This window comes from Citrobacter sp. MGH104 (assembly GCF_001034485.1).
Classification (GTDB): Bacteria; Pseudomonadota; Gammaproteobacteria; order Enterobacterales; family Enterobacteriaceae; genus Citrobacter; species Citrobacter freundii.
Genome location: NZ_KQ089818.1, coordinates 357951 through 377120, shown reverse-complemented (window position 1 = coordinate 377120; position 19170 = coordinate 357951). Strand labels below are relative to the sequence as shown.

27 protein-coding genes and 1 pseudogene are annotated in these 19170 nt (G+C 47.7%); 10 read left to right on the top strand and 18 right to left on the bottom strand.

Annotated features, from left to right (window positions below; genetic code table 11):
* Positions 1-103 precede the first annotated feature (103 nt).
* Positions 104-1021 carry a LysR family transcriptional regulator gene (locus SK34_RS01750; RefSeq protein WP_003020959.1) on the top strand — a complete coding sequence of 306 codons (918 nt, stop codon included), beginning with the start codon at positions 104-106 and terminating at the stop codon, positions 1019-1021.
* Between the two features lie 86 nt (positions 1022-1107).
* Here the strand turns inward: SK34_RS01750 and minE are convergent, their stop codons facing one another.
* Genes minE through minC form a run of 3 tightly spaced genes read right to left on the bottom strand, consistent with a single transcriptional unit; the run spans position 1108 to position 2921 of the window.
* On the bottom strand, positions 1108-1374 hold the full coding sequence (gene minE, locus SK34_RS01745; RefSeq protein ID WP_001185666.1) for a cell division topological specificity factor MinE: 267 nt from the start codon (positions 1372-1374) through the stop codon (positions 1108-1110).
* Positions 1375-1377: 3 nt separating this feature from the next.
* Positions 1378-2190 carry a septum site-determining protein MinD gene (gene minD / locus SK34_RS01740; protein ID WP_003020956.1) on the bottom strand — a complete coding sequence of 271 codons (813 nt, stop codon included), beginning with the start codon at positions 2188-2190 and terminating at the stop codon, positions 1378-1380.
* Between the two features lie 23 nt (positions 2191-2213).
* Positions 2214-2921 carry a septum site-determining protein MinC gene (gene minC / locus SK34_RS01735; protein ID WP_003020951.1) on the bottom strand — a complete coding sequence of 236 codons (708 nt, stop codon included), beginning with the start codon at positions 2919-2921 and terminating at the stop codon, positions 2214-2216.
* A gap of 126 nt (positions 2922-3047) precedes the next feature.
* Here minC and SK34_RS01730 point away from each other — a divergent pair, with 126 nt between their 5' ends.
* From SK34_RS01730 to SK34_RS01720, 3 genes are all read left to right on the top strand, one after another.
* Entirely contained in the window at positions 3048-3341 is a 294-nt protein-coding gene (locus SK34_RS01730; protein ID WP_003020949.1) for a YcgL domain-containing protein, read from the top strand.
* 69 nt (positions 3342-3410) lie between these two features.
* Entirely contained in the window at positions 3411-4070 is a 660-nt protein-coding gene (locus SK34_RS01725) for a fumarylacetoacetate hydrolase family protein (RefSeq protein WP_048232215.1), read from the top strand.
* A 92-nt stretch (positions 4071-4162) separates the two neighbouring features.
* Entirely contained in the window at positions 4163-4609 is a 447-nt protein-coding gene (locus tag SK34_RS01720) for a YcgN family cysteine cluster protein (RefSeq protein WP_016150379.1), read from the top strand.
* Positions 4610-4635: 26 nt separating this feature from the next.
* Here SK34_RS01720 and SK34_RS01715 read toward each other — a convergent pair whose 3' ends face one another.
* The 12 genes from SK34_RS01715 to SK34_RS01660 all read right to left on the bottom strand — a co-directional run bounded on the left by SK34_RS01715 (position 4636) and on the right by SK34_RS01660 (position 10093).
* Positions 4636-5919, bottom strand: coding sequence for a tyrosine-type recombinase/integrase (locus SK34_RS01715; RefSeq protein ID WP_048232214.1), 1284 nt, complete (start codon positions 5917-5919; stop codon positions 4636-4638).
* Between the two features lie 34 nt (positions 5920-5953).
* Positions 5954-6202, bottom strand: a complete 249-nt coding sequence (locus SK34_RS01710) for an excisionase family protein (RefSeq protein WP_047500635.1) — start codon at positions 6200-6202, stop codon at positions 5954-5956.
* Between the two features lie 107 nt (positions 6203-6309).
* Positions 6310-6501, bottom strand: a complete 192-nt coding sequence (locus SK34_RS01705; protein ID WP_048232212.1) for a hypothetical protein — start codon at positions 6499-6501, stop codon at positions 6310-6312.
* Positions 6502-6510: 9 nt separating this feature from the next.
* Positions 6511-6750, bottom strand: coding sequence for a DUF4222 domain-containing protein (locus SK34_RS01700; protein ID WP_048232211.1), 240 nt, complete (start codon positions 6748-6750; stop codon positions 6511-6513).
* The gene (locus SK34_RS01695) at positions 6728-7078 is read right to left on the bottom strand and encodes a phage protein NinX family protein (RefSeq protein WP_048232210.1); all 351 of its coding nucleotides are present in this window, start codon (positions 7076-7078) and stop codon (positions 6728-6730) included. Before SK34_RS01695 ends, SK34_RS01700 begins: the two co-directional genes overlap by 23 nt.
* Complete coding sequence (locus tag SK34_RS01690; protein ID WP_048232208.1) at positions 7078-7296, bottom strand: TraR/DksA family transcriptional regulator; 219 nt, start codon at positions 7294-7296, stop codon at positions 7078-7080. Before SK34_RS01690 ends, SK34_RS01695 begins: the two co-directional genes overlap by 1 nt.
* Before the next feature lie 97 nt (positions 7297-7393).
* Positions 7394-7612, bottom strand: coding sequence for a hypothetical protein (locus tag SK34_RS01685; protein ID WP_048232207.1), 219 nt, complete (start codon positions 7610-7612; stop codon positions 7394-7396).
* The gene (locus SK34_RS01680; RefSeq protein WP_048232205.1) at positions 7609-8160 is read right to left on the bottom strand and encodes a phage N-6-adenine-methyltransferase; all 552 of its coding nucleotides are present in this window, start codon (positions 8158-8160) and stop codon (positions 7609-7611) included. The genes SK34_RS01685 and SK34_RS01680 overlap by 4 nt, the downstream gene beginning before the upstream one ends.
* A complete protein-coding gene (locus SK34_RS01675) occupies positions 8157-8678 on the bottom strand; it encodes a hypothetical protein (protein WP_048232203.1) in 522 nt (173 codons plus the stop codon). Before SK34_RS01675 ends, SK34_RS01680 begins: the two co-directional genes overlap by 4 nt.
* 4 nt (positions 8679-8682) lie before the next feature.
* On the bottom strand, positions 8683-9741 hold the full coding sequence (locus tag SK34_RS01670) for a DGQHR domain-containing protein (protein WP_048232201.1): 1059 nt from the start codon (positions 9739-9741) through the stop codon (positions 8683-8685).
* Complete coding sequence (locus tag SK34_RS01665) at positions 9738-9890, bottom strand: DUF1317 family protein (RefSeq protein WP_006809793.1); 153 nt, start codon at positions 9888-9890, stop codon at positions 9738-9740. Before SK34_RS01665 ends, SK34_RS01670 begins: the two co-directional genes overlap by 4 nt.
* A gap of 11 nt (positions 9891-9901) precedes the next feature.
* Positions 9902-10093: a hypothetical protein gene (locus SK34_RS01660; RefSeq protein WP_231588740.1), complete on the bottom strand. Its 192-nt coding sequence runs from the start codon at positions 10091-10093 to the stop codon at positions 9902-9904.
* A gap of 62 nt (positions 10094-10155) precedes the next feature.
* Here SK34_RS01660 and SK34_RS01655 point away from each other — a divergent pair.
* From SK34_RS01655 to SK34_RS24810, 6 genes and pseudogenes are all read left to right on the top strand, one after another.
* Positions 10156-10512: pseudogene (locus SK34_RS01655) on the top strand (tail protein (tape measure)); the annotation flags it as partial.
* Positions 10512-11009: a hypothetical protein gene (locus SK34_RS01650; RefSeq protein WP_048232198.1), complete on the top strand. Its 498-nt coding sequence runs from the start codon at positions 10512-10514 to the stop codon at positions 11007-11009. The pseudogene SK34_RS01655 and the gene SK34_RS01650, both read left to right, overlap by 1 nt.
* Positions 11009-11479, top strand: a complete 471-nt coding sequence (locus tag SK34_RS01645) for a hypothetical protein (protein ID WP_048232196.1) — start codon at positions 11009-11011, stop codon at positions 11477-11479. The genes SK34_RS01650 and SK34_RS01645 overlap by 1 nt, the downstream gene beginning before the upstream one ends.
* A complete protein-coding gene (locus SK34_RS01640) occupies positions 11442-11858 on the top strand; it encodes an NlpC/P60 family protein (protein ID WP_048232195.1) in 417 nt (138 codons plus the stop codon). The genes SK34_RS01645 and SK34_RS01640 overlap by 38 nt, the downstream gene beginning before the upstream one ends.
* Positions 11845-14322: a host specificity factor TipJ family phage tail protein gene (locus SK34_RS01635; protein WP_048232193.1), complete on the top strand. Its 2478-nt coding sequence runs from the start codon at positions 11845-11847 to the stop codon at positions 14320-14322. Before SK34_RS01640 ends, SK34_RS01635 begins: the two co-directional genes overlap by 14 nt.
* A 58-nt stretch (positions 14323-14380) precedes the next feature.
* On the top strand, positions 14381-16111 hold the full coding sequence (locus tag SK34_RS24810; RefSeq protein ID WP_053064274.1) for a tail fiber/spike domain-containing protein: 1731 nt from the start codon (positions 14381-14383) through the stop codon (positions 16109-16111).
* A 66-nt stretch (positions 16112-16177) separates the two neighbouring features.
* On the opposite strand, the gene SK34_RS01625 is transcribed toward SK34_RS24810, so the two are convergent.
* From SK34_RS01625 to SK34_RS01615, 3 genes are read right to left on the bottom strand one after another with little or no spacing between them, the layout of a single operon-like run.
* Entirely contained in the window at positions 16178-17611 is a 1434-nt protein-coding gene (locus SK34_RS01625; protein ID WP_048232191.1) for a glucosyltransferase domain-containing protein, read from the bottom strand.
* Positions 17608-18534, bottom strand: a complete 927-nt coding sequence (locus SK34_RS01620) for a glycosyltransferase family 2 protein (RefSeq protein WP_048232189.1) — start codon at positions 18532-18534, stop codon at positions 17608-17610. Before SK34_RS01620 ends, SK34_RS01625 begins: the two co-directional genes overlap by 4 nt.
* The gene (locus SK34_RS01615) at positions 18531-18893 is read right to left on the bottom strand and encodes a GtrA family protein (protein ID WP_048232188.1); all 363 of its coding nucleotides are present in this window, start codon (positions 18891-18893) and stop codon (positions 18531-18533) included. Before SK34_RS01615 ends, SK34_RS01620 begins: the two co-directional genes overlap by 4 nt.
* Positions 18894-19170: the final 277 nt, after the last annotated feature.

The following is a 19170-nucleotide window of genomic DNA, read 5'->3' as shown; positions in this document are numbered from 1 at the left end:
AGCAGCTCTCACTTGTGCGCCATCAAAATTGACTTTCCCCTTATCCTATAATTGACTGATTAATAGTTAATCCCCCTAACTGGTGAAACATAAAACACAGATCATGAATAATCTGCCGCTGCTAAAAGATTTACGCGTCTTTATGCTGGTTGCCCGTCGTGCAGGATTTGCCGCTGTTGCCGAGGAACTGGGCGTATCACCGGCTTTTATCAGTAAGCGCGTTGCCCTGCTGGAGCAAACGCTGAATGTAGTGCTGCTGCATCGAACAACGCGGCGCGTAACCATCACGGAAGAGGGGGAGCGGATCTACGAATGGGCGCAGCGGATCCTACAGGATGTCGATCAAATGATGGACGAGCTTTCTGATGCCAGGCAGGTCCCGCGGGGGATGCTACGTATTATTAGTAGCTTTGGTTTTGGCCGCCGGGTGGTCGCTCCGGCGCTGTCGGCACTGGCAAAAGAGTACCCGCAGTTAGAACTGAGGTTCGATGTGGAAGATCGTCTGGTGGATATGGTGAATGAGGGCATCGATCTTGATATTCGTATCGGGGATGATATCGCGCCGAACCTGATTGCCCGCAAGCTGGCGACTAACTACCGTATTTTGTGCGCCTCGCCGGAATTTTTGACGCAGCATGGGACGCCGAAGCAACTCAACGATCTTGCCACTCTTCCTTGTCTGGTCATCAAAGAGCGCGACCATCCGTTTGGTATCTGGCAAATGCGCAATAAAGAGGGCGCGCATTCGATTAAAGTTACGGGACCTCTGTCGTCTAATCATGGCGAAGTGGTACATCAGTGGTGCCTTGATGGGCAGGGAATAGCCCTGCGGTCATGGTGGGACGTTTGCGACAACATTGCCAGCGGAAACCTGATACACATATTGCCCGAGTATTATCAACCAGCAAATATTTGGGCGGTGTATGTTTCCCGGCTGGCGACGTCGGCAAAAATCCGTATTACGGTCGAGTATTTGCGCCGCTATTTTACCGAAAACTATCCAAAGTTTACTTTGGAATAAAAGTGCAACAGGTTGGTAAGAAACAGAAAATAAAAAAGGCAGAATAATCTGCCTTTTTTGTAACGATGACTCTCTGAGTAAAGCCGTTATTTAGATTCTTCGGCTTCAGGCAATGTCACGTTAAGTTCGAGGATAGAAATATCACCGTCTTTTTGCTCAAGCTGTACGGTCACCATTTCAGGATCAATTTGTACATACTTGCAGATAACCTCGAGAATATCTTTCCTCAACTGCGGTAAATAATGTGGCTCGGCGTCACTACGACGGCGTTCCGCAACAATAATCTGCAGTCGCTCTTTAGCGATGTTCGCTGTGCTCTTTTTCCGCGAGAGAAAAAAATCCAGTAATGCCATAACTTATCCTCCGAACAGGCGTTTGAGGAAACCTTTCTTCTCTTCTTCAATGAAGCGGAAAGGACGTTCTTCTCCCAACAGACGGTCTACGGTATCAGCATAGGCTTTACCGGCATCAGCATTGATGTCGAGAATAACCGGCTCACCCTGGTTAGACGCGCGCAGGACTGACTGATCTTCAGGAATCACGCCAACCAGCTTGATTCGCAGAATTTCCAGTACGTCTTCCATGCTCAGCATGTCACCTTTATTTACGCGGCCAGGGTTGTAGCGCGTCAGCAACAAATGCTCTTTAATCGGATCTTCACCGTTTTCCGCACGACGAGATTTCGACGCCAGAATCCCCAGAATACGGTCAGAGTCACGTACAGAGGAAACTTCCGGGTTAGTGGTGATTATCGCTTCATCGGCAAAATACAGGGCCATCAGCGCACCGGTTTCAATACCCGCCGGAGAGTCGCAGACAATGAAGTCGAATTCCATCGTTTTCAGGTCGTCCAGAACTTTCGCGACGCCTTCACGCGTTAGCGCGTCTTTATCGCGAGTCTGTGAGGCCGGAAGAATAAAGAGATTTTCGGTACGCTTATCTTTGATTAACGCCTGATTTAACGACGCATCGCCCTGAATAACGTTGACGAAGTCATAAACGACGCGGCGTTCACAACCCATAATCAGATCGAGGTTACGCAGGCCGATATCAAAATCAATAACGACAGTTTTCTTTCCCTTCTGGGCCAAACCTGTAGCGATGGCCGCGCTGGAGGTGGTTTTGCCAACGCCCCCTTTACCCGAAGTAACAACAATAATGCGTGCCATAGAAATTCCTTGTTAAAAAGGGATCAATTCAACGGTTGAACTGTCAAAGCGTTCTCTGCTAATTGCAGACGTGCCGCTTTGCCATAAAATTCTGCTGGGATTTTATCACTCAGCCAATAAACACCTGCGATAGACACCAGTTCTGCCGTCAGATGGGTACAAAAAATTTGCGCTTCCCGATCACCGCTAGCGCCTGCCAACGCACGGCCTCTCATCATTCCATAAACATGAATATTGCCATCAGCGATAAGCTCTGCGCCTGCACTGACGTGGCTTGTAACAATCAGATCACATTGTGGTGCATAAATGCGCTGACCGGAACGAACCGGCACATTTATTAATCGTGTTTTTGTGATGGGAGTAACGTTTTGCGGCGGAGCGACGTGAGTCGGGGCCTCAACGGGCGCAGGACGAATAGCTTTTTCTTTACCTTCAGTCAGTAAAGGAAGACCCATTTCGTCGATTTCAGCCTTGAGTCTGGCGTCTTTGCATCCGCTAACGCCGATAATGCGCAATCCAGTAGACGCGACAACTTTCTGCAACGCTGACCAGTTTACTGGGCTTTCAAGACCACTCACGTTAACCACGACGGGAGCATGTTTTAAAAAAGCAGGTGCCTGCGCGATTTTGTCTTCCAACGCCTGACGAATAACCTCGGGTTCTGCTTCATGTAAGTGAACCACTGATAAGGTGAAGCTACTGCCTTTAAGCTCGATTGGCGTGTTTGACATCCTGGCCTTACTCAATTTGCTATTTATCATCCCCAGCGCGGGGTGATATTCCGAAGACTATAAGGCATGTTATAGTCAGTATTATATTGAGGCAAGCCACCATTCCGTGAATTCAGAGTAAAAGATATGTTTTGTGTGATCTACCGAAGCAGTAAACGTGACCAGACCTATTTATATGTCGAAAAAAAAGACGATTTCTCGCGAGTTCCTGAAGAACTGATGAAAGGATTTGGTCAGCCGACGCTGGCAATGATGTTGCCGCTTGATGGCCGTAAAAAGCTCGTTAATGCCGATCTGGAAAAAGTAAAACAGGCACTCACCGAGCAGGGCTATTATTTACAAATACCACCACCGCCAGAAGATTTACTTAAACAGCATCTGGCTGCGGCGAAACAAAATACACCAGACGCTAAACGTTAAACTGCATCCGGCAGCAGCACGCCCCATCGATGCAGTACCTGAAATCGATAACTACGTTAGGGGAAAATAATGTATCAACATCATAACTGGCATGGTGCTCTGCTGGATTATCCGGTGAGTAAGGTGGTTTGCGTAGGGAGTAACTATGCCAACCACATTAAAGAGATGGGCGGAACCCCTCCGGAAGAGCCGGTGTTGTTTATCAAACCGGAAACTGCGCTGTGCGATTTGCGCCAGCCGCTGGTGATCCCATCTGATATGGGTTCAGTTCACCATGAAGTTGAGCTGGCGGTACTGATTGGCGCGACCCTACGTCAGGCGACGGAAGAACATGTGCGCAAAGCCCTCGCGGGCTATGGCGTCGCGTTGGATCTGACCTTGCGTGATATTCAGGGCAAAATGAAGAAAGCGGGGCAGCCGTGGGAAAAAGCGAAGGGTTTTGATAACTCTTGTCCGCTGTCGGGGTTTATTCCGGTGGCCGAGTTTAACGGCGATCCGCAGGATACGATTCTGGGGTTAACGGTCAACGGTGAAACACGCCAGCACGGCTCCACAGCGGATATGATCCATCACATCGTTCCTTTGATTGCCTATATGAGCCGTTTCTTTACTCTCAAAGCGGGCGATGTTGTGCTGACGGGGACGCCAGCGGGTGTTGGGCCGTTAAACAGCGGTGATGAGCTGGCCATCAGTTTTCATGGTCAAACGCTGACGACACGCGTGCTGTAATCTCTTCTTGCCGCCTTTTCGGGCGGCAAAACTTGCATCAGCGTGCCAGACTGGTTATAAGGTGCAGCTTTATTGCAATAGCGGATACCCTGATGAGCGACATACCTTTCTGGCAAAGTAAAACCCTGGATGAAATGACCGATGCCGAGTGGGAGTCATTATGTGACGGGTGTGGTCAATGCTGCCTGCATAAGCTGATGGATGAAGACACCGACGAAATTTATTTTACCAATGTCGCGTGTAAGCAGCTCAATATCAAAACCTGTCAATGCCGTAATTACGAACGCCGATTCGAGTACGAGCCTGACTGTATCAAACTGACGCGCGATAATCTGCCTACCTTTGAATGGCTGCCGATGACCTGTGCGTATCGTCTGTTAGCGGAAGGTAAAGGGCTGCCGGAGTGGCATCCACTGCTGACGGGGTCCAAAGCGGCAATGCACGGCGAGCGTATTTCAGTACGTCATATTGCGGTGAAAGAATCGGAAGTGTGTGACTGGCAGGACCATATTTTGAACAAACCTTCATGGGCGGATTAACGTCATGAGATTAAAGGATTTTGTGTCTACTCGTTTTGAGCATGGGGCATCTGTGGGGCATTTCCTCCAAAATTAGCGTTCAATATTGCAAGTTGGTTGTCATTGTTGTCGGACATCCATTTCCCATAAACACTGTAAACCATCTGTGCCGACGTATGCCCCATTTGAGCTGCAATGAAGTTGGGGTTGGCCCCGGCACTTAATGCCCAGCAAGCATATGTGTGTCGAGACTCATATGACTTGCGGTGGGGAATTCCGCTCCTTCTTAATATATTGTTCCACGTTCCTGAGAATGATCCGGGTGAGTACCATTCACCTCCTTTCCCATTCCTTGCCGTTAGCCTGGGAACAAAAACGAATGTGCATTCATCCCGGCGAGTTCTGCCAAACTCTCTGAGATGAACGTCTATTTGGTGTTGTTTACCCATCCTGGTATAAGCCATCTGGCTTTTCAGTGCCTCAATAGCCGGAATGGTGAGGTTAATTGTACGGTTCCCGCTTTCTGTCTTTGGCGGTGTGAAGTGATTGGATATGGCAAGATTCCTGCTGATCCTAATCGTCCAGTTTTTAGTATCTATATCCTCCCATGCCAGTGCACATATCTCCCCGTGTCGCATACCAGTATTAAACGCAATCTTCCAGAGGTTGCGTATCTGTTCGCATGGGCATTTTTCAAGAAAACGATGATACTCATCACGGGTAAATGGTGACGGATCCGACTTAGATTTTTTTAGCGGGGTAACTGCAGCAAATGGCGATTTGCTTATGTACCCATTCAACACCGCAAAATCAAACATTCCCTTCATGCAGGTAACATAGACGTTAACCGTCCTGACCGTCCTACCTTTCTTCATTGACCTGTTTTTCTGGTGCGCACCGCATATCTGGTATCCGGTCAGCAATTCCTTCCTTACGTTAAGCACATCCTCATGAGTTATAGAATCAACCATCCGGCTGCTGCCGAGAATATCGGTTCCGATCGTGATGTACGATACGTATCGAAGATGGGCGTTAAGGGTTAAGTCCATCCTCTTAAGCTCCAGCCATTTAGCCGCCAGCTCAGCAACAGTTATCCCGGGTGGTGCAATGTTGAACTTCTTCAGGTTTGGTGATTGTGGGAACTGTCTGGCGTAATCGAATACCCCCGTTTTTATAGCGAAACAAACAGAGGCGCGAAGCTCTCCAGCAACGCGCCTGTTCTTTGCAGTATCAACAACACCAAGACTTTCTCTAACCCTTTTCCCGTTATATATGAACCATATGCGCAAAGCGCCTCCGTGGTTCTCCACTCCAGTTGGGTAACCAGACATAAAATTTCCTGCGTTAGTTTAATGGGGATGGTATTTAAGCAGATTTCTGGCGCGGGATCGCTGGCCGTTGTCGTTCAACCCAGTTATCGACTTCATGTCGGTTGTAGAGAATAGGGGAGTTCTCCTTTGGCTGGCAGTCTCCAGAATAGTGACGATACTCTCGACCCTCCATCCATGAATTTGTGCGTGCGGACTTGATCGCGTTCTTTGTCAGGCCAGTGATAGCCATCAGAACTTCTTCGGATACCCACTTGTTGGGCGTCAATTGGATAATGTCGCTCATGGTTTTCTCCAGGCAAAAAGAATGCCCTCACACTGGAGGGCAAATGGGGGATAACGTGGCAGTGCTTTCGCACCCGATAGCCAGCTCATAACTGGCTATCAGTTGCGTCATTCTTGCTGTTTAACTGTGTAATTCCCGTTCGGCTTAACACCAACTGAAAAGTAAGTGCCGTCGGTAATGCCGATTCCCCACACATCGCTCGTACCATCATCATGCCTCTTCTCGCTGATGAACTTGCGCAATGCGGCGATGGCGTTCTCAATATCCAGCGTTGAGTTAACCGTCATAGTGATGCGCATAATCTCTCCTCATACCGCCCGCATAGCGCGGAGGCGTTTTAAGTGTTCTGCTGTTTCGATTTCTTCGGAGATCCGCTCGGCCTGTGCTTTGGTCAGCGGTTCGAATTCGTGCTGAAAGCGGCCCATGCTGGCGATGCAGGTGCGACCGTTGCGGATGTAGTGGATGACTTCGTGGGTAGAGCGGAGGATTTTGCAGGGCGCGCCGTGTGGATCGGCATACCAGGTATTAGGCTGGATTATCCTGAACATTGGCTGACTCCTGCATCATGAGGAATACAATCATCGCGGCGCGAAGCGGATTATCGTCATACCTAGAAATCATTGTTGCATTGCTCAGTGCGTACGGTTTATCGGTATCATCTTTCCATTGATGCCACTCGATGTTGATTTTATTAGCCACGATAATCGGCCATGCATCAGATGGGTTTGTGCATGGCTCGAAAAACGAGTATTGATGTCGCCCATGGCGCCTAAAAATCACTGAGTGAGCTTCGCAAAAGTCCTCCTCGATGAAACCGCCGATCGCCATTGCTACGCGTTTGCTAACTTCAAAGTCGCTTAGCTTGCTGTAATCCATCACATGCCTCTCTGTTTATTCCGAAGCACAATGACGCCCTGGCACTCAGCGCACGTCTGGCAGCCGGGAACGGCAGCGCGCCTCGGCGCCGGGATATCCTCGCCGCACTCTTCGCAATGCTCAGCTGATACGGCGTTGCGGTCGATGCGGTGAGCGGAAAGGGCCGCGTTACGCTGAAGCTCTTCAATCTCTGCTGCGGTATCGATGATGTCGGCCATGGTCAAGACTCCCGGAACTGTCGGTTAATTCGGTTTAAGGTGAACGCGAGAAAATAAAAAGGCCGCATTAGCGACCTTGTGATTCGTTTGGTTAGCGTCATGATTCGACTCCGTATCGGCCTTGCATGCGACCGATGCTGCTAACGAATGCCACCAGGCTAATACCCAGCGGCGCAATTTTCTGGTGATGCTTCTTGATGATTGGCGGAACTACTGCATTCCATTTCGGCTTAGGCCTGCATTTCATAGCCTGCTGAATCTCTGCCACGCATTTACGTCCCTGTGCGCGTATTGCGTTGTCTTGCTCTGACGTCATGCGGCCTCCCTGCGAGCGAGAAGTTTCGCCCCGAAAGCCATAAGCTCGTCCCGATCCACAGTTGCGAAGTGGCAGTGTGTACGCGGGTACGGTCGCCAGATAATAAGCATCGATTCTTTGTTATTTCCCGATACTGGCTTACCGGTGACCGGGTTGATAAATGCCAGTCGACCGGCAGTGATAAAGCGAACCTCGCTGGCGGTCTGTATCGCTTCCTTGAACCAGCCGACCGAAGTATCTGCCGGTACCAACATTACCGTGCTGATCTGATTGACGCTCTCGGCGGCAGCCTTCTTAACGAACGGCGTGATGTCGCTGTATGGCGGGTTCAACCAGACGTAGCCAGGAGTGCTCAGGTAATCAGCCCAGGGCGTTCCCAGCGTATTCTGCTCGGCGGTGATGAACTTCCGGCACAGCGCGTTATTCGGCGCCGCGGCAGCATCAAGTTGGAAGCAGAACTCAGCATCAAGGGAAGCGAAGAGGGCTGGTGGAGTTCGCCAGAGGTCGCGCTGATCCGCTGGCGTGTTGCTGCCGGTGTAATCTGTCATGAGGAGATTTCCTTTTGTGATAGGTTTCGCCATGTAGTGTCATCATGGGTAAGCCTCCTGCCATGGATAAACGCATGAACGCTATGGGCTGGTATCTCCATTTTTTCAGCGATGACAGCTTGTGACAGGCCTTCTTCGTGAAGCGCTACACACAGAGAGACGTCGTGATCACTGTAAACTGCATGATGATGTCGCTCGCCAATGCAGAGCAAACTTAAGCCCAACAGGCTGGCTTTCCCCTTAACAGAATCGAGCGTGCGTCCGAGCTTTTCAGCAATTTGAGTGGCATTCATGGTGCCAGCACACGATCTCAATATCTGAAGTTCTACTGAGCTCCACCTGGTATAACTATCTCGAAGATTGAGGGACAATCTCGTACTCATCGTACGCACGGCTGCGTGAGTGCGGTGAAGTTCTGACGCGATATCACGCAACGTCATCACCCCGGCCATTCTCCGGAGAAAAGCAATGTCTGAATCAGACCAAGGCTTACCATTTGGATAGTTATGCTGCGGCATTGTTTTACTCCAGTGCACCGTTTCTTATTACTGACACCAACCTTTCAGCAGCTGATTTCTGCGCCGGAACGGAGGCGACAATCGTTGGCCTTTCTTTTTCGGCATTAACGCAGACACCACCCCAGCGCGAAATCAGGAAGAAGTCTTCCATCTCCGATGAGCCAGAACTGCTCGCCAGGTCCTCAATCATCTGGACGATATCGACGATTGAGTGATCAGCTATAAGCCGCTGAACTGCGTAGCCGAAGGCGTTTATCATCACCGCGTGGAACTGAATGTAGTCGCGCTTGTAATCCGCCTGGCTGGTGCCGTGACGAATCGCCTCGATCTGCGTCAGGGCCAACCAGGCCTCCCAGATGGATTCGATGTCGCCCATTTCCAGCGGCTTACTGCCAGCGTTGGCAAACTTGGCCGTCGCGTCGCTCAGAGCTTTGAAGCTCACCCACAGCTTACTTTTCGCAGGAACGACGTTGTGCTCGAAGTCGGTTACCTCTGCGAAGGTGTCATGCTGCGACAGGAACGTCACCATCCCCTGAGCCACTTCATTACGCCCGTCATAGGCCATGTTGATCGCAGCTGCTGGTTTGGAAACGTTGTTGTTGATATCGGAGAAGAACTGCTGGCGGGCCTTCAGCGGGAGATTGTGCGTCAGCATCAGCGGGATGCTGATCGGCTCCCCGTAAGTCCGGCAGAACTCAGTTAACCCGGCGGCGCGGTGCTGTCCGTCGAACAGCTTGATCACCGCATCCATAGGGAAGCGTGCGACGCCAACATTCGTATTGCCGAACTCCTCAAACTCAATAACCGCGTCGCAGTTGCCGACCAGCGGCGGGATGATGAATGGCTCTTTATTTTTGTAGGCATCGACGAGGTACTGGTAAAACTTCTTCACGCGTGCCTGGTTAATTTCGCGTTGCGAACGCTCGAGCGTGCTGCCGTGGTTGTCAGACGCAAGAATTCGCGTTAACGCTCGGGCAGGGGCAGTGATCATGTAAGTCACCGTGCCACCCTGCGTGCCGCGCGACGCCGGGAACTCAAAGAAATAATCGCCTACTTTGCTCATGCCGCCTCCTGCCTTTCTCTATATTCCTCAGCGAGCCGCTGCGCCTTTAATGGATTGCTTACCACTTCACCCCATGGCATTAGCCAGCCGTTACCAATGAAGGGAAGGCACAGTGTGCCAACCCTGATGTCATCGTGAGCGTGAGTCATAACGATTCCTTTTAGAAGGGGATGTCATCGTCGAACTGAGGATGCTGATTGTTCTGAGATACCTGGCGATTGGCCTGTTGCAGGCGAGACTCAGGGACTACATTAGGATCCTGCTGATTACCACCCCATCCGCCACTATGTGTTGGCGCACCCCAACCACCGCGAGAAGAATCGTGAGGTTTGCGGTCATCTTTGTCTTTCATGGTGCGCTCGAGAGTGGAGATCGCTTCTGCTGGTGTTTTATCGGTGAACTCTTTGTAGGTCAGGCGCGAACCTGCTTGGCAAACGCAAGAATGGCGGGCCGGTTAGTGCTGGGGGGATGTATCAGGTCGGCGAAGGCGGCATGCCGGAGATTTACCAGGCCAGCACTGGTAAGCAGTACATGATACCGGGTGACAACGGCAGGGTGATCAGCAATAAGGATATGACTTCTGGCGGTGGCGGGGTGGTAATCAACATCCAGAACTACACGTCATCCTCTGTCGATGCTCAGGCCGGTACTGACGGCAATGGCGGCGTGACAGTGGATGTAATCGTCGCTGACCTGAACAACGGCGGACCAATCAGTAACGCTATAACCAGCAACATGAATGTTAAACGCACGCCAAGGGGGCAGGGCTGATGCCAATTATCGACTATCCCGACTGGCTGCCGCTGGCGCAGAAGGCCAGCAAAAACATGACGCTCGATACCGGGTTCCAGACCGATCAGCCAGCGGTCGGCCCGGCTATCTTTCAGAATCAGACCGATGACCTGAAAGTGACATGGTCACTGACGTGGATCTTTACGTCGGCAGAGGAGCGTGCATTTCAGCAGTGGCTGCGCAGCCCTAACTACCTAAACCGTGGGCTAAATTGGTTCCGTATGAAGGTGAATCTCGGTGGCAGTGGGGTACAGCAGCAGGAACTCCACTTCACGCAGATGCCTGTTCAGACAAACATCACAAACGGCGTTGTTACATGGACTGGGACGGTTATAGCTAACCACCTCTACAACTCCGATGACGAGTTCGACGACATCATTGTTGAGCTTCCGCCGCCGTGGGATTCGTGGCTGGATATCGTAGTCACGGGTTATCCGGACGGACGCGATCCGGAATCTTTGCCGAGGGTACCGTAATGCCGAGCTTCAGGGAGTACAAGCAGCAACGACCGACACGCGGATTGTACGACACGATTACCTTCTACCACCCATCCTTTGGTTATGTGCGCCTGGTCGATAAGCAGTTTTTTCCCAAATCGCTTGGGGGCCAGACGTATACGCCAGCGCGCTTTGAAATCGAAGAGAGCCAGCAGAGTGGCACGCCGGTGATAGACGCGACGGTCAAGTTAGGGCGCCTGTCGTCTGATATTAAAACTCTGATGAAGCAGTGGAAGGGGGCGGCGCGTCTTACGGCCATCACGGCCACACGGCAAATCTTTGACAGCGGAGACGTGTCAGTGCCGATTAAGTCGTGGCAGTTATATGTCAAGACGGTAGATATTGACGCTGATGCCGCTTCTGTGACGCTTTCTGTTACTAACCCGCTGAACAACAACATAGGCCGACTTTATGATCCGCAGGAATACACCGGACTGCAGTACCTCTGATTTCATCAGCAAGGTGATCGGCGTGCCGTGGGCTAACCGGGCCTGCTCATTCGATAGGGTGGATTGCTGGGGACTGGTGGTGTTGTATTACCGTCACGTTCTCGGCATTGAGCTGCACCAGACTCCGGACTACGAAGCCGGTGAGGACTTCTTCACATGCTATCAAGGTGACGTAGTCTTCTGGCGCCAGGCCGATAAACCTGTCGAAGGCGGGATATTTGTCGGGTACCGCGGCGCGCAACCGACGCACGTTGGCCTGGTGATGAACCGGAAGGCGCTACACTCTCGGGGCGAGAACGGCAGCGTGCGCATGGACTCGTTGCTGGTCATTCAGCGGGCATTCACTAAAGTGGAGTATTTTTCTTATGGCGCTGGTTGAGATATCGAATTTTCCAGGAACGCCTAAGCTGCGTTGCAGGGTGCCAAACGGCACCCTTTTTTATGACTGGCTGTCGGCCAATGATGGCACCTTTCACCGTGATCTGCTGATCGTCCGTAACGGCGTGAGGTTAAATGATGATGATGAACTGGCGTTTGAACTGAGCGAACTGGACACTATCCAGATTTTCGACCAGCCAAAGGGCATCATTAGCGACATTCTCAGCCCAATCTTCAAAGTTGTTGGTGCTGTGTTTTCATTCCTTGCCCCGAAGCCAGCAATAGCCAATAACGGTGGAAACACTGTCGATTCTCCGAACAACAGTCTGACCGGGCAAACGAATACCGCAAGGGTATACAAAGCGAAGCCTGATATTTACGGGCAGGTCAGATCGTTTCCAGACTTGATTCAGGAATCGATGTTTGAATATGTACGCCAGAGTGAGAACGACGGCGGCCTGAAATACGTCACTGAGTGGATGTGTATCGGTATCGGTAAGTATGACTATGAATCTGTTCGTTACTCAGAGTCGAGTCTCGGATCGATGGCCGGTGCAGAGTATCAGTTTTATCAGCCTGGTGAAGTAATACCAACTATTAACGAGGGCTATTCGTTCGATGATGTCGACGGGCAGGAGATGCCAGGGCCAAACGAAAGCGATAATTTCCCGGTAGAATCGGCTACGGCTAATACCGTGGTAAGTGGTGAATATGCTGGTGGCCAGATAGCGATGAAAATCGTCAAGCAGGCTGAATTCGACTACTTCATGGGGCTGGCACTTCCACACTCCGTCACCTTTACCATCAACGTCACTTATAACACGACATCAGGCAGCGTTACTGAAGATGTACTTTTCTCAGGCACGCTGATTTCTGCGGTACAGAGTGATGATGGTTCCGTTATAGCCCCTGTTCAATGGTACACGTTCACCATGACAGATTTGCAGGGTCCGCCCACCGTTCCATCTACAGCCACCATTAACACGACGAAATTCATTCTCAATGATAATGAGGCGCTTGTTGTTGGGCCTTTCTTCTCGCCGGTTGAGTCAACAGAACTTTGGCTGCATACGCAGTCATCACTGGGTGGCGGTAACTGGACTGACTGGACGGTGACAATATGGAAAATCGACGACGATTACAATCAGATTCCAGGCACACAACAGGCCTTTACCTATCACCAGGGAACGCCACATAAGTCGACCAGCGAAGTGTTTTATCGCACTGATAAAATAATTCCAGCGGGAGGGTTTGGTAAATATGCCATCAATTTCCAGCGGACAAACAACTCCAATGATGCGTCCATTCTTAAGGTTGAGGAAATACATGCTGTCAATATCCGAAGTAACGTAGTTCATCCTTCCGATACGCTGGTTCGCGTCAAGGTACGGGCAACAGAGAACGCACTGGGAAGCCGTGACAGAAAGTATAACGCTCTGGTGACTCGTCAGACCATCAGTTACAACCTGACGACACAGACCGTCGATTATACATTGCGTCCATCGCGTTCCTTTGCTGACGCGGTTGCACATACCTGGCTTGTAATGGGCGGGCAGCCAGAAAGCAGCATTGACCTCTACGGGCTGTATTCGATTGCTGAAAGCCTGCCTGACGAACGGCTGGGTTACTTCGACTACACGTTTGACGACGAGAACGACTCGCTGGGCGACCGCGTACAGGCGATCTGCAATGCGGCGTCTGTCATGGCGTACTGGGATGACGGTGTACTGACGTTTACCCGTGATCAGAAAGTAGATTACCCGGCGGCAGTGTTTAACCGGGCGAACATGAAGACGGATGAGTACAAAATGACATATGAGGCTACGCTGCCTGGTGGTTACGACGGCGTTCAGGTCTCCTATGTTCACCCGACAACGAATAACAAGACGTACATCAATTACCGCGTGTTGAACGGAGCTATTGTCGAGCAGGAAGCGGAGAACCCGAACAAGCTGGAGATAGTTGGATTCCGTAACGAGTATCAGGCTCGGGACCGAGCGCTACGCGAAACAAAGCGTCTGATTTACTCACGGGTGAAGATGAACGCCAAGGTATTCGAGGACGGGATTATCCAGGTTGGAGGCGTCATTCAGATGCCGGACATCTACGACAGCAACCAGCAACAGGGTTACATCACCGGCCGCACCGGGAATGACTTCGACACCAGCGAGCCGATCACATTTTTCGGTTCTATGTATGTTCTGGTCACAGATAGTCTTGGTAACCCGACACTGCGTTATTCCGCAATGCCACGCAGCGACACAAAATACGGCTTCACTGCGGCAATTCCCAATATTCAGCTCAACATATGGAACGGAGACACAGTGCAACTCCCGTCGCGCTATCTCATAGCGACTGTGGCAGAACTGGACAGTCAGCTATGGACGGTCAACAGCATCAAACCAAATTCAGATAATACGGTATCTCTTACCGTCGCAGAGTACAGCGACGCCATCTACCAATGAGAACCTTCACCGACCAACAAGATCCGGCCACTGCGCCGGGTTTTTTAATGGGAAAATTATGAGCACTACACCTACTAATCTGCCAGTACCAAGCGAAAAGCCGCAAGACCTGAGGTTCAATGCGGGTAAAATTGACGAGTTTGTCACTTCTATGGCTCTTCAGTACATCGATCGTTTTGGTCATGCTCATTATACGATTGAAGGGCTTAAGCAGCTAACTCTCCAGCATATCTACAATCTCGGATGGAGTCTTGCAGGAACATTTCAGGGAGGGGGAACAGTAACCGCTGCTGGTGATGTATTGCAGGACACGTCAACAAATGTCTGGTATCGATGGGATGACCTGACAACATTACCTAAAACAGTCACGCCAGGATCAACGCCAGAATCTTCTGGTGGAACTGGTGAAGGGAAATGGCAGCCGGTAGATATTAGTGATGTTTTGAGAAAAGATTTAGCCGCCGGAACAGGTGCACTTATTGTTGGATATAACCTCAATCAACCATCATCAAAATTAACCACTGTAGACAGAAAACTCAGGAACTCTATCGATTTGGCTGCTGATTTTGTCCCTGGTGGGGTAATCACAGGTCAACCGGATCTGACAGCAAACCTGCAGGCCGCAATCGTTGCTGCTCACACGTTAGGGATTCCTGAGGTAACAGTAGTTGGTGATTTCTACATTTCGAATACGGTATTGTTATATCCTGGAGTTACGTTGAAGGGAGGAGGTTACGATAAGACTCTAATCCGCGCCTTATCAACTTTTCCCGTAGGAAACACAATGATCAGGTCACATAGACCATCTGGATGGGTTCCTGGATGCAATAATATTGGAATTAAGGACGTATATCTCGTCGGTCGTGCAGCCAAGGATATTCATGCCATAGATTTTGGTGATTGTAACTACTTTCATTTATATAGGTTAAGAGCTGATCTTTTCGATAAAGCAATTTCTTTTAACAGATGGATTGATGAGGGTAGGACAGGAACTTCACCAAACCTAACTTATCTGCGTGCTTTATTTCCATCATTAGGTGGGCAAGTATATTTTGGTAAGATTGAAATGTGCGCCGCTATTAATTGCGTTAGGGCATTATATTTTGCAGGTGTATATAATCGTAATACTGAAATCAGTTGTACGTGGTCATCTTGCGCATTAGCTTATGACCTAAGTAATGAGCGTGGTGTATACGAAACAAACACATTTATATCTACAAACGTTGAAGGTTGCGAAGAGGTATGGACATGGTTTTATAGCATAAATTCCCCTTATGCTAATACATGGATTACGATGTCTATCGATAATAGTAACGAATTTACTTGTCAGGCTCGCGATGGAGGAAGGCAAACATTCATCAACCTTTCATTATTTCCATACAACGATCCAAACAAAGTTAACTGGATTCTTGATAATCCAAACGGGCATAGAAGTACCGTCGTTGGTACTGATGTAGGTGAAAATTTGGGCGATTATCAGCTAAAAACCCAGTTTCGTGAAGAAATACATAGCATGGTGGGTTTTTATAATAAGATATTTGCTTCTGGGTCGTTATCATCAACGATTGCAGCAAATGGCGGAACATATAACACATCTGTTTTAGTTCCAGGGCTACCTTCAGGATCCGCAGTAAGTTGGACTCTGGGTAATCTATACCCTGGTATAGTTGTACAAGTAGCGTCAATATTAGCAGGGGCGGTTAATGTTCAAGTTGTCAATATTTCATCTAGTTCTGTTACTATTAACACTAACATTCAAATTACAGGTATATCAAAAAGTTTCTTATAAGATATATCATCGATGCTCAATGTAGTTAGTAATGAGGCATGCCGAATTTATAGGCATGCCTTCAATTTACTTAAAGTAAATAATTGATATATTATTGTATACGTAATAATTATATACATTGTTTGATGTTGCTGGATTCAAGGATGCTATATTAGCACGTATAAAGTCAATTTCCTTATCAGAAGCAAATTGTTTCCTTGGCATTCCATTTGCTAACAATGTATACCTTCCACCATCATATCCACCTCTAAATACTACAGGTAACAAGTCTTCTATGATTGGGAAAGATCTTAGTGCTGGTATTGTCCTTGGTGCGTGGCTTGGCTTGCCTATGATGGCTATTTTTTCACCTGATCCATATTGTTGCATATCAAATATTATAGATTTTGATATGGAATCAGCTTGACTAATCTCAAATTTTGATGCGTTTAAAGTAGTAGAGCACAAAACCAATTGAGGTATAAGTAGGAACAAACAAACTGGTATGGCAATTATATTACTGGCTCTAACTTTATGTAATACAATGATAGGAAGCACTAAGAAAACAGAAAGACCACAAAAAACCCTAGGGAAGAATGATGCGAACTTACCAAAATATACTATCCCACATATAGAGAATGCACATGTAATTACAGCAATAGAATAAAAAATCAGGATGTAAACATCTCTGTTTTTCAGTGAGCTGTGAATAACATACGCCAACGACACAATATAAGCGAAAGTGATTGGATATAATAACCCGCTTCCTAAAAGTTTTTTCACATATATTAGTGATGTGCTTATATTATTAATAAATATATTCACACCTTCAATGGATGGATCAATGGCTTTATTAAACTCAGTGAAATGGGCATTCAATGGAATAAATTTCAATATAAAAGCATATATTGCATAAGATAAAACAAAAATAATTGCACTATGCAAAATTGAAATTATTGATTTTTTTAAATCTCGGGTTTTGCAGTAGGCAACATAAGCATATATAGAAGTAAAGCTAATAAAAATATTAACAGATGACTGATACAGACAAAAAGATGAAACCAGTGATATTACTGTTAATACAGACCAAATCCATTTATTATCTCTATTCAATGCAAATGGAAGTGATGATAAAACCATGGCCAGAAGCATAAATGCTCCGTCAAATCTAAATAATAGATTTGAAATAAAGAAGGTGTTGGATAAAAATATAATTGGTATAATGTATTTAAAACTTCCTTCTTCATCGCAAAAGTTTTCTACTACTTTGTAAAAAACAAAAGAAAATAAAATTGAAGATGTCAGTAATGGTATAGGGTAAACATCTGGAAGATATGATGAATTTAATGGCAAAAATATCCTGTAAAAAATATCTGCCAAAGGTCGCCCATCATCACCCCATAAAAAATAAGCATCTACAACTCTGAATAAATCATCTCCATAATAAATGTCTGCAATTATAAATTGCAAAATATAAGCCATTACGCTAAATAAAATTAAAAACTTCCAGTCCTTAATCATTTTTTAATCACCATCTTTTTTAAAATGTACCTAGGCCTTGATTTCGACTCCACGTAAATTCTACCTATATACTCACCAAGAACTCCAATTCCAATTAATTGAACTCCACCAAGGAAAAGTATAGACACTAACAGAGATGTATATCCTCTGACAGGGTTACCAAATGCTAATGTGTCAACAATCATCCATGCACCATACATGAAAGAAATACCAGCTACTACAATTCCTATGTATGTCCACATGCGGAGAGGGAAAGTTGAAAAACTTGTGATCCCCTCAAGAGCAAGATTCCAAAGTTTCCAGCCGTTAAATTTTGAATCTCCAGCCACACGCTCAGCTCTGGCATATTCAACAACATCAGTTTTTCCTCCTACCCAGCTAAGAATACCTTTCATGAAGAGATTACGCTCTGGCAATTGCTTTATGTTCTCAACCACCTCACGTGACATTAGTCTAAAATCTCCAACATTCTCCTCAATTTTAGGAGTGCTTATCTTATTGTGTAGTTTGTAAAACCACTCTGCTGTCTTGCGCTTAAGTCTACCATCTGTAGAACGATCAGAGCGTTTTGCCAATACCATATCGGCGCCGGATTTCCATTTCTCAATGAGTCGAGGGATGACATCTATTGGGTCCTGCAGATCAACATCAATCGGGATTATTGCGTCTCCAGTTGCATGATCGAGGCCTGCGAAAAGTGCTGGCTCTTTTCCAAAGTTCCTGGTGAATGATAATGGCATTACGAGCGAGTCAGAAACTGCCAGTGCATTGATAATTGACTCTGTATTGTCCTTACTTCCATCATTGATGAATATTATCTCAACTTCGTATGGTTTCAGATCTTCAAATTCTCTAACGGTTTTATAAAAAATTGGTATGGTGGCTTCTTCATTGAAGACAGGAACAACCAAAGAAATTTTCATTTCGCATCCCTAAAGACTATGAACTTAGAATAAATAAAACCGCACACCAGACTGATGGCGGAGAAAGCGATTAATGTAATGATAGGTGCTAGGCCGGATTTGTCAGCACCCCAACCAACAGCGGCACTCAGGGTGCCCATGAACCCGACATACAGCATATAGCGTAGCGTGGTAGTCGATGACTTAAACGTGAACCTTGCGTTAGCGAAGAAGCTGAACGAAACAGCGACAACGAATCCGGAAAAGTTGCCAAGCGCCTGCCCAGTATGGAATGCGTATATGCAAATAGCGAAAACCACCCAGTGAATTAGAGTGTTAATGACACCTATTGTTGTGTACTTAGCGAATAGCTTTAGCATTATAAAAATCAGTAAATTCCTAAAGATATGGAGTTTATCATCTGAAAGGGCTGCGATCGACCTATGAAATTCAGGTGTAAGACAAAAAATCACACACAAAGCTTTGCAGGCTTGCAGGGTTTTGCATGTCTTAAGATGATGGGATTTGTTATGGGGCATCGATGGGGCAAAAAATTAGCGCAAAACAACTCAAAACCTATGTAGGAATTGATTCGCCTTGCGCTAACACTCTGCTTTATGACTGCCTTCAGCTCACTTCGACGTACAATAATTTAAT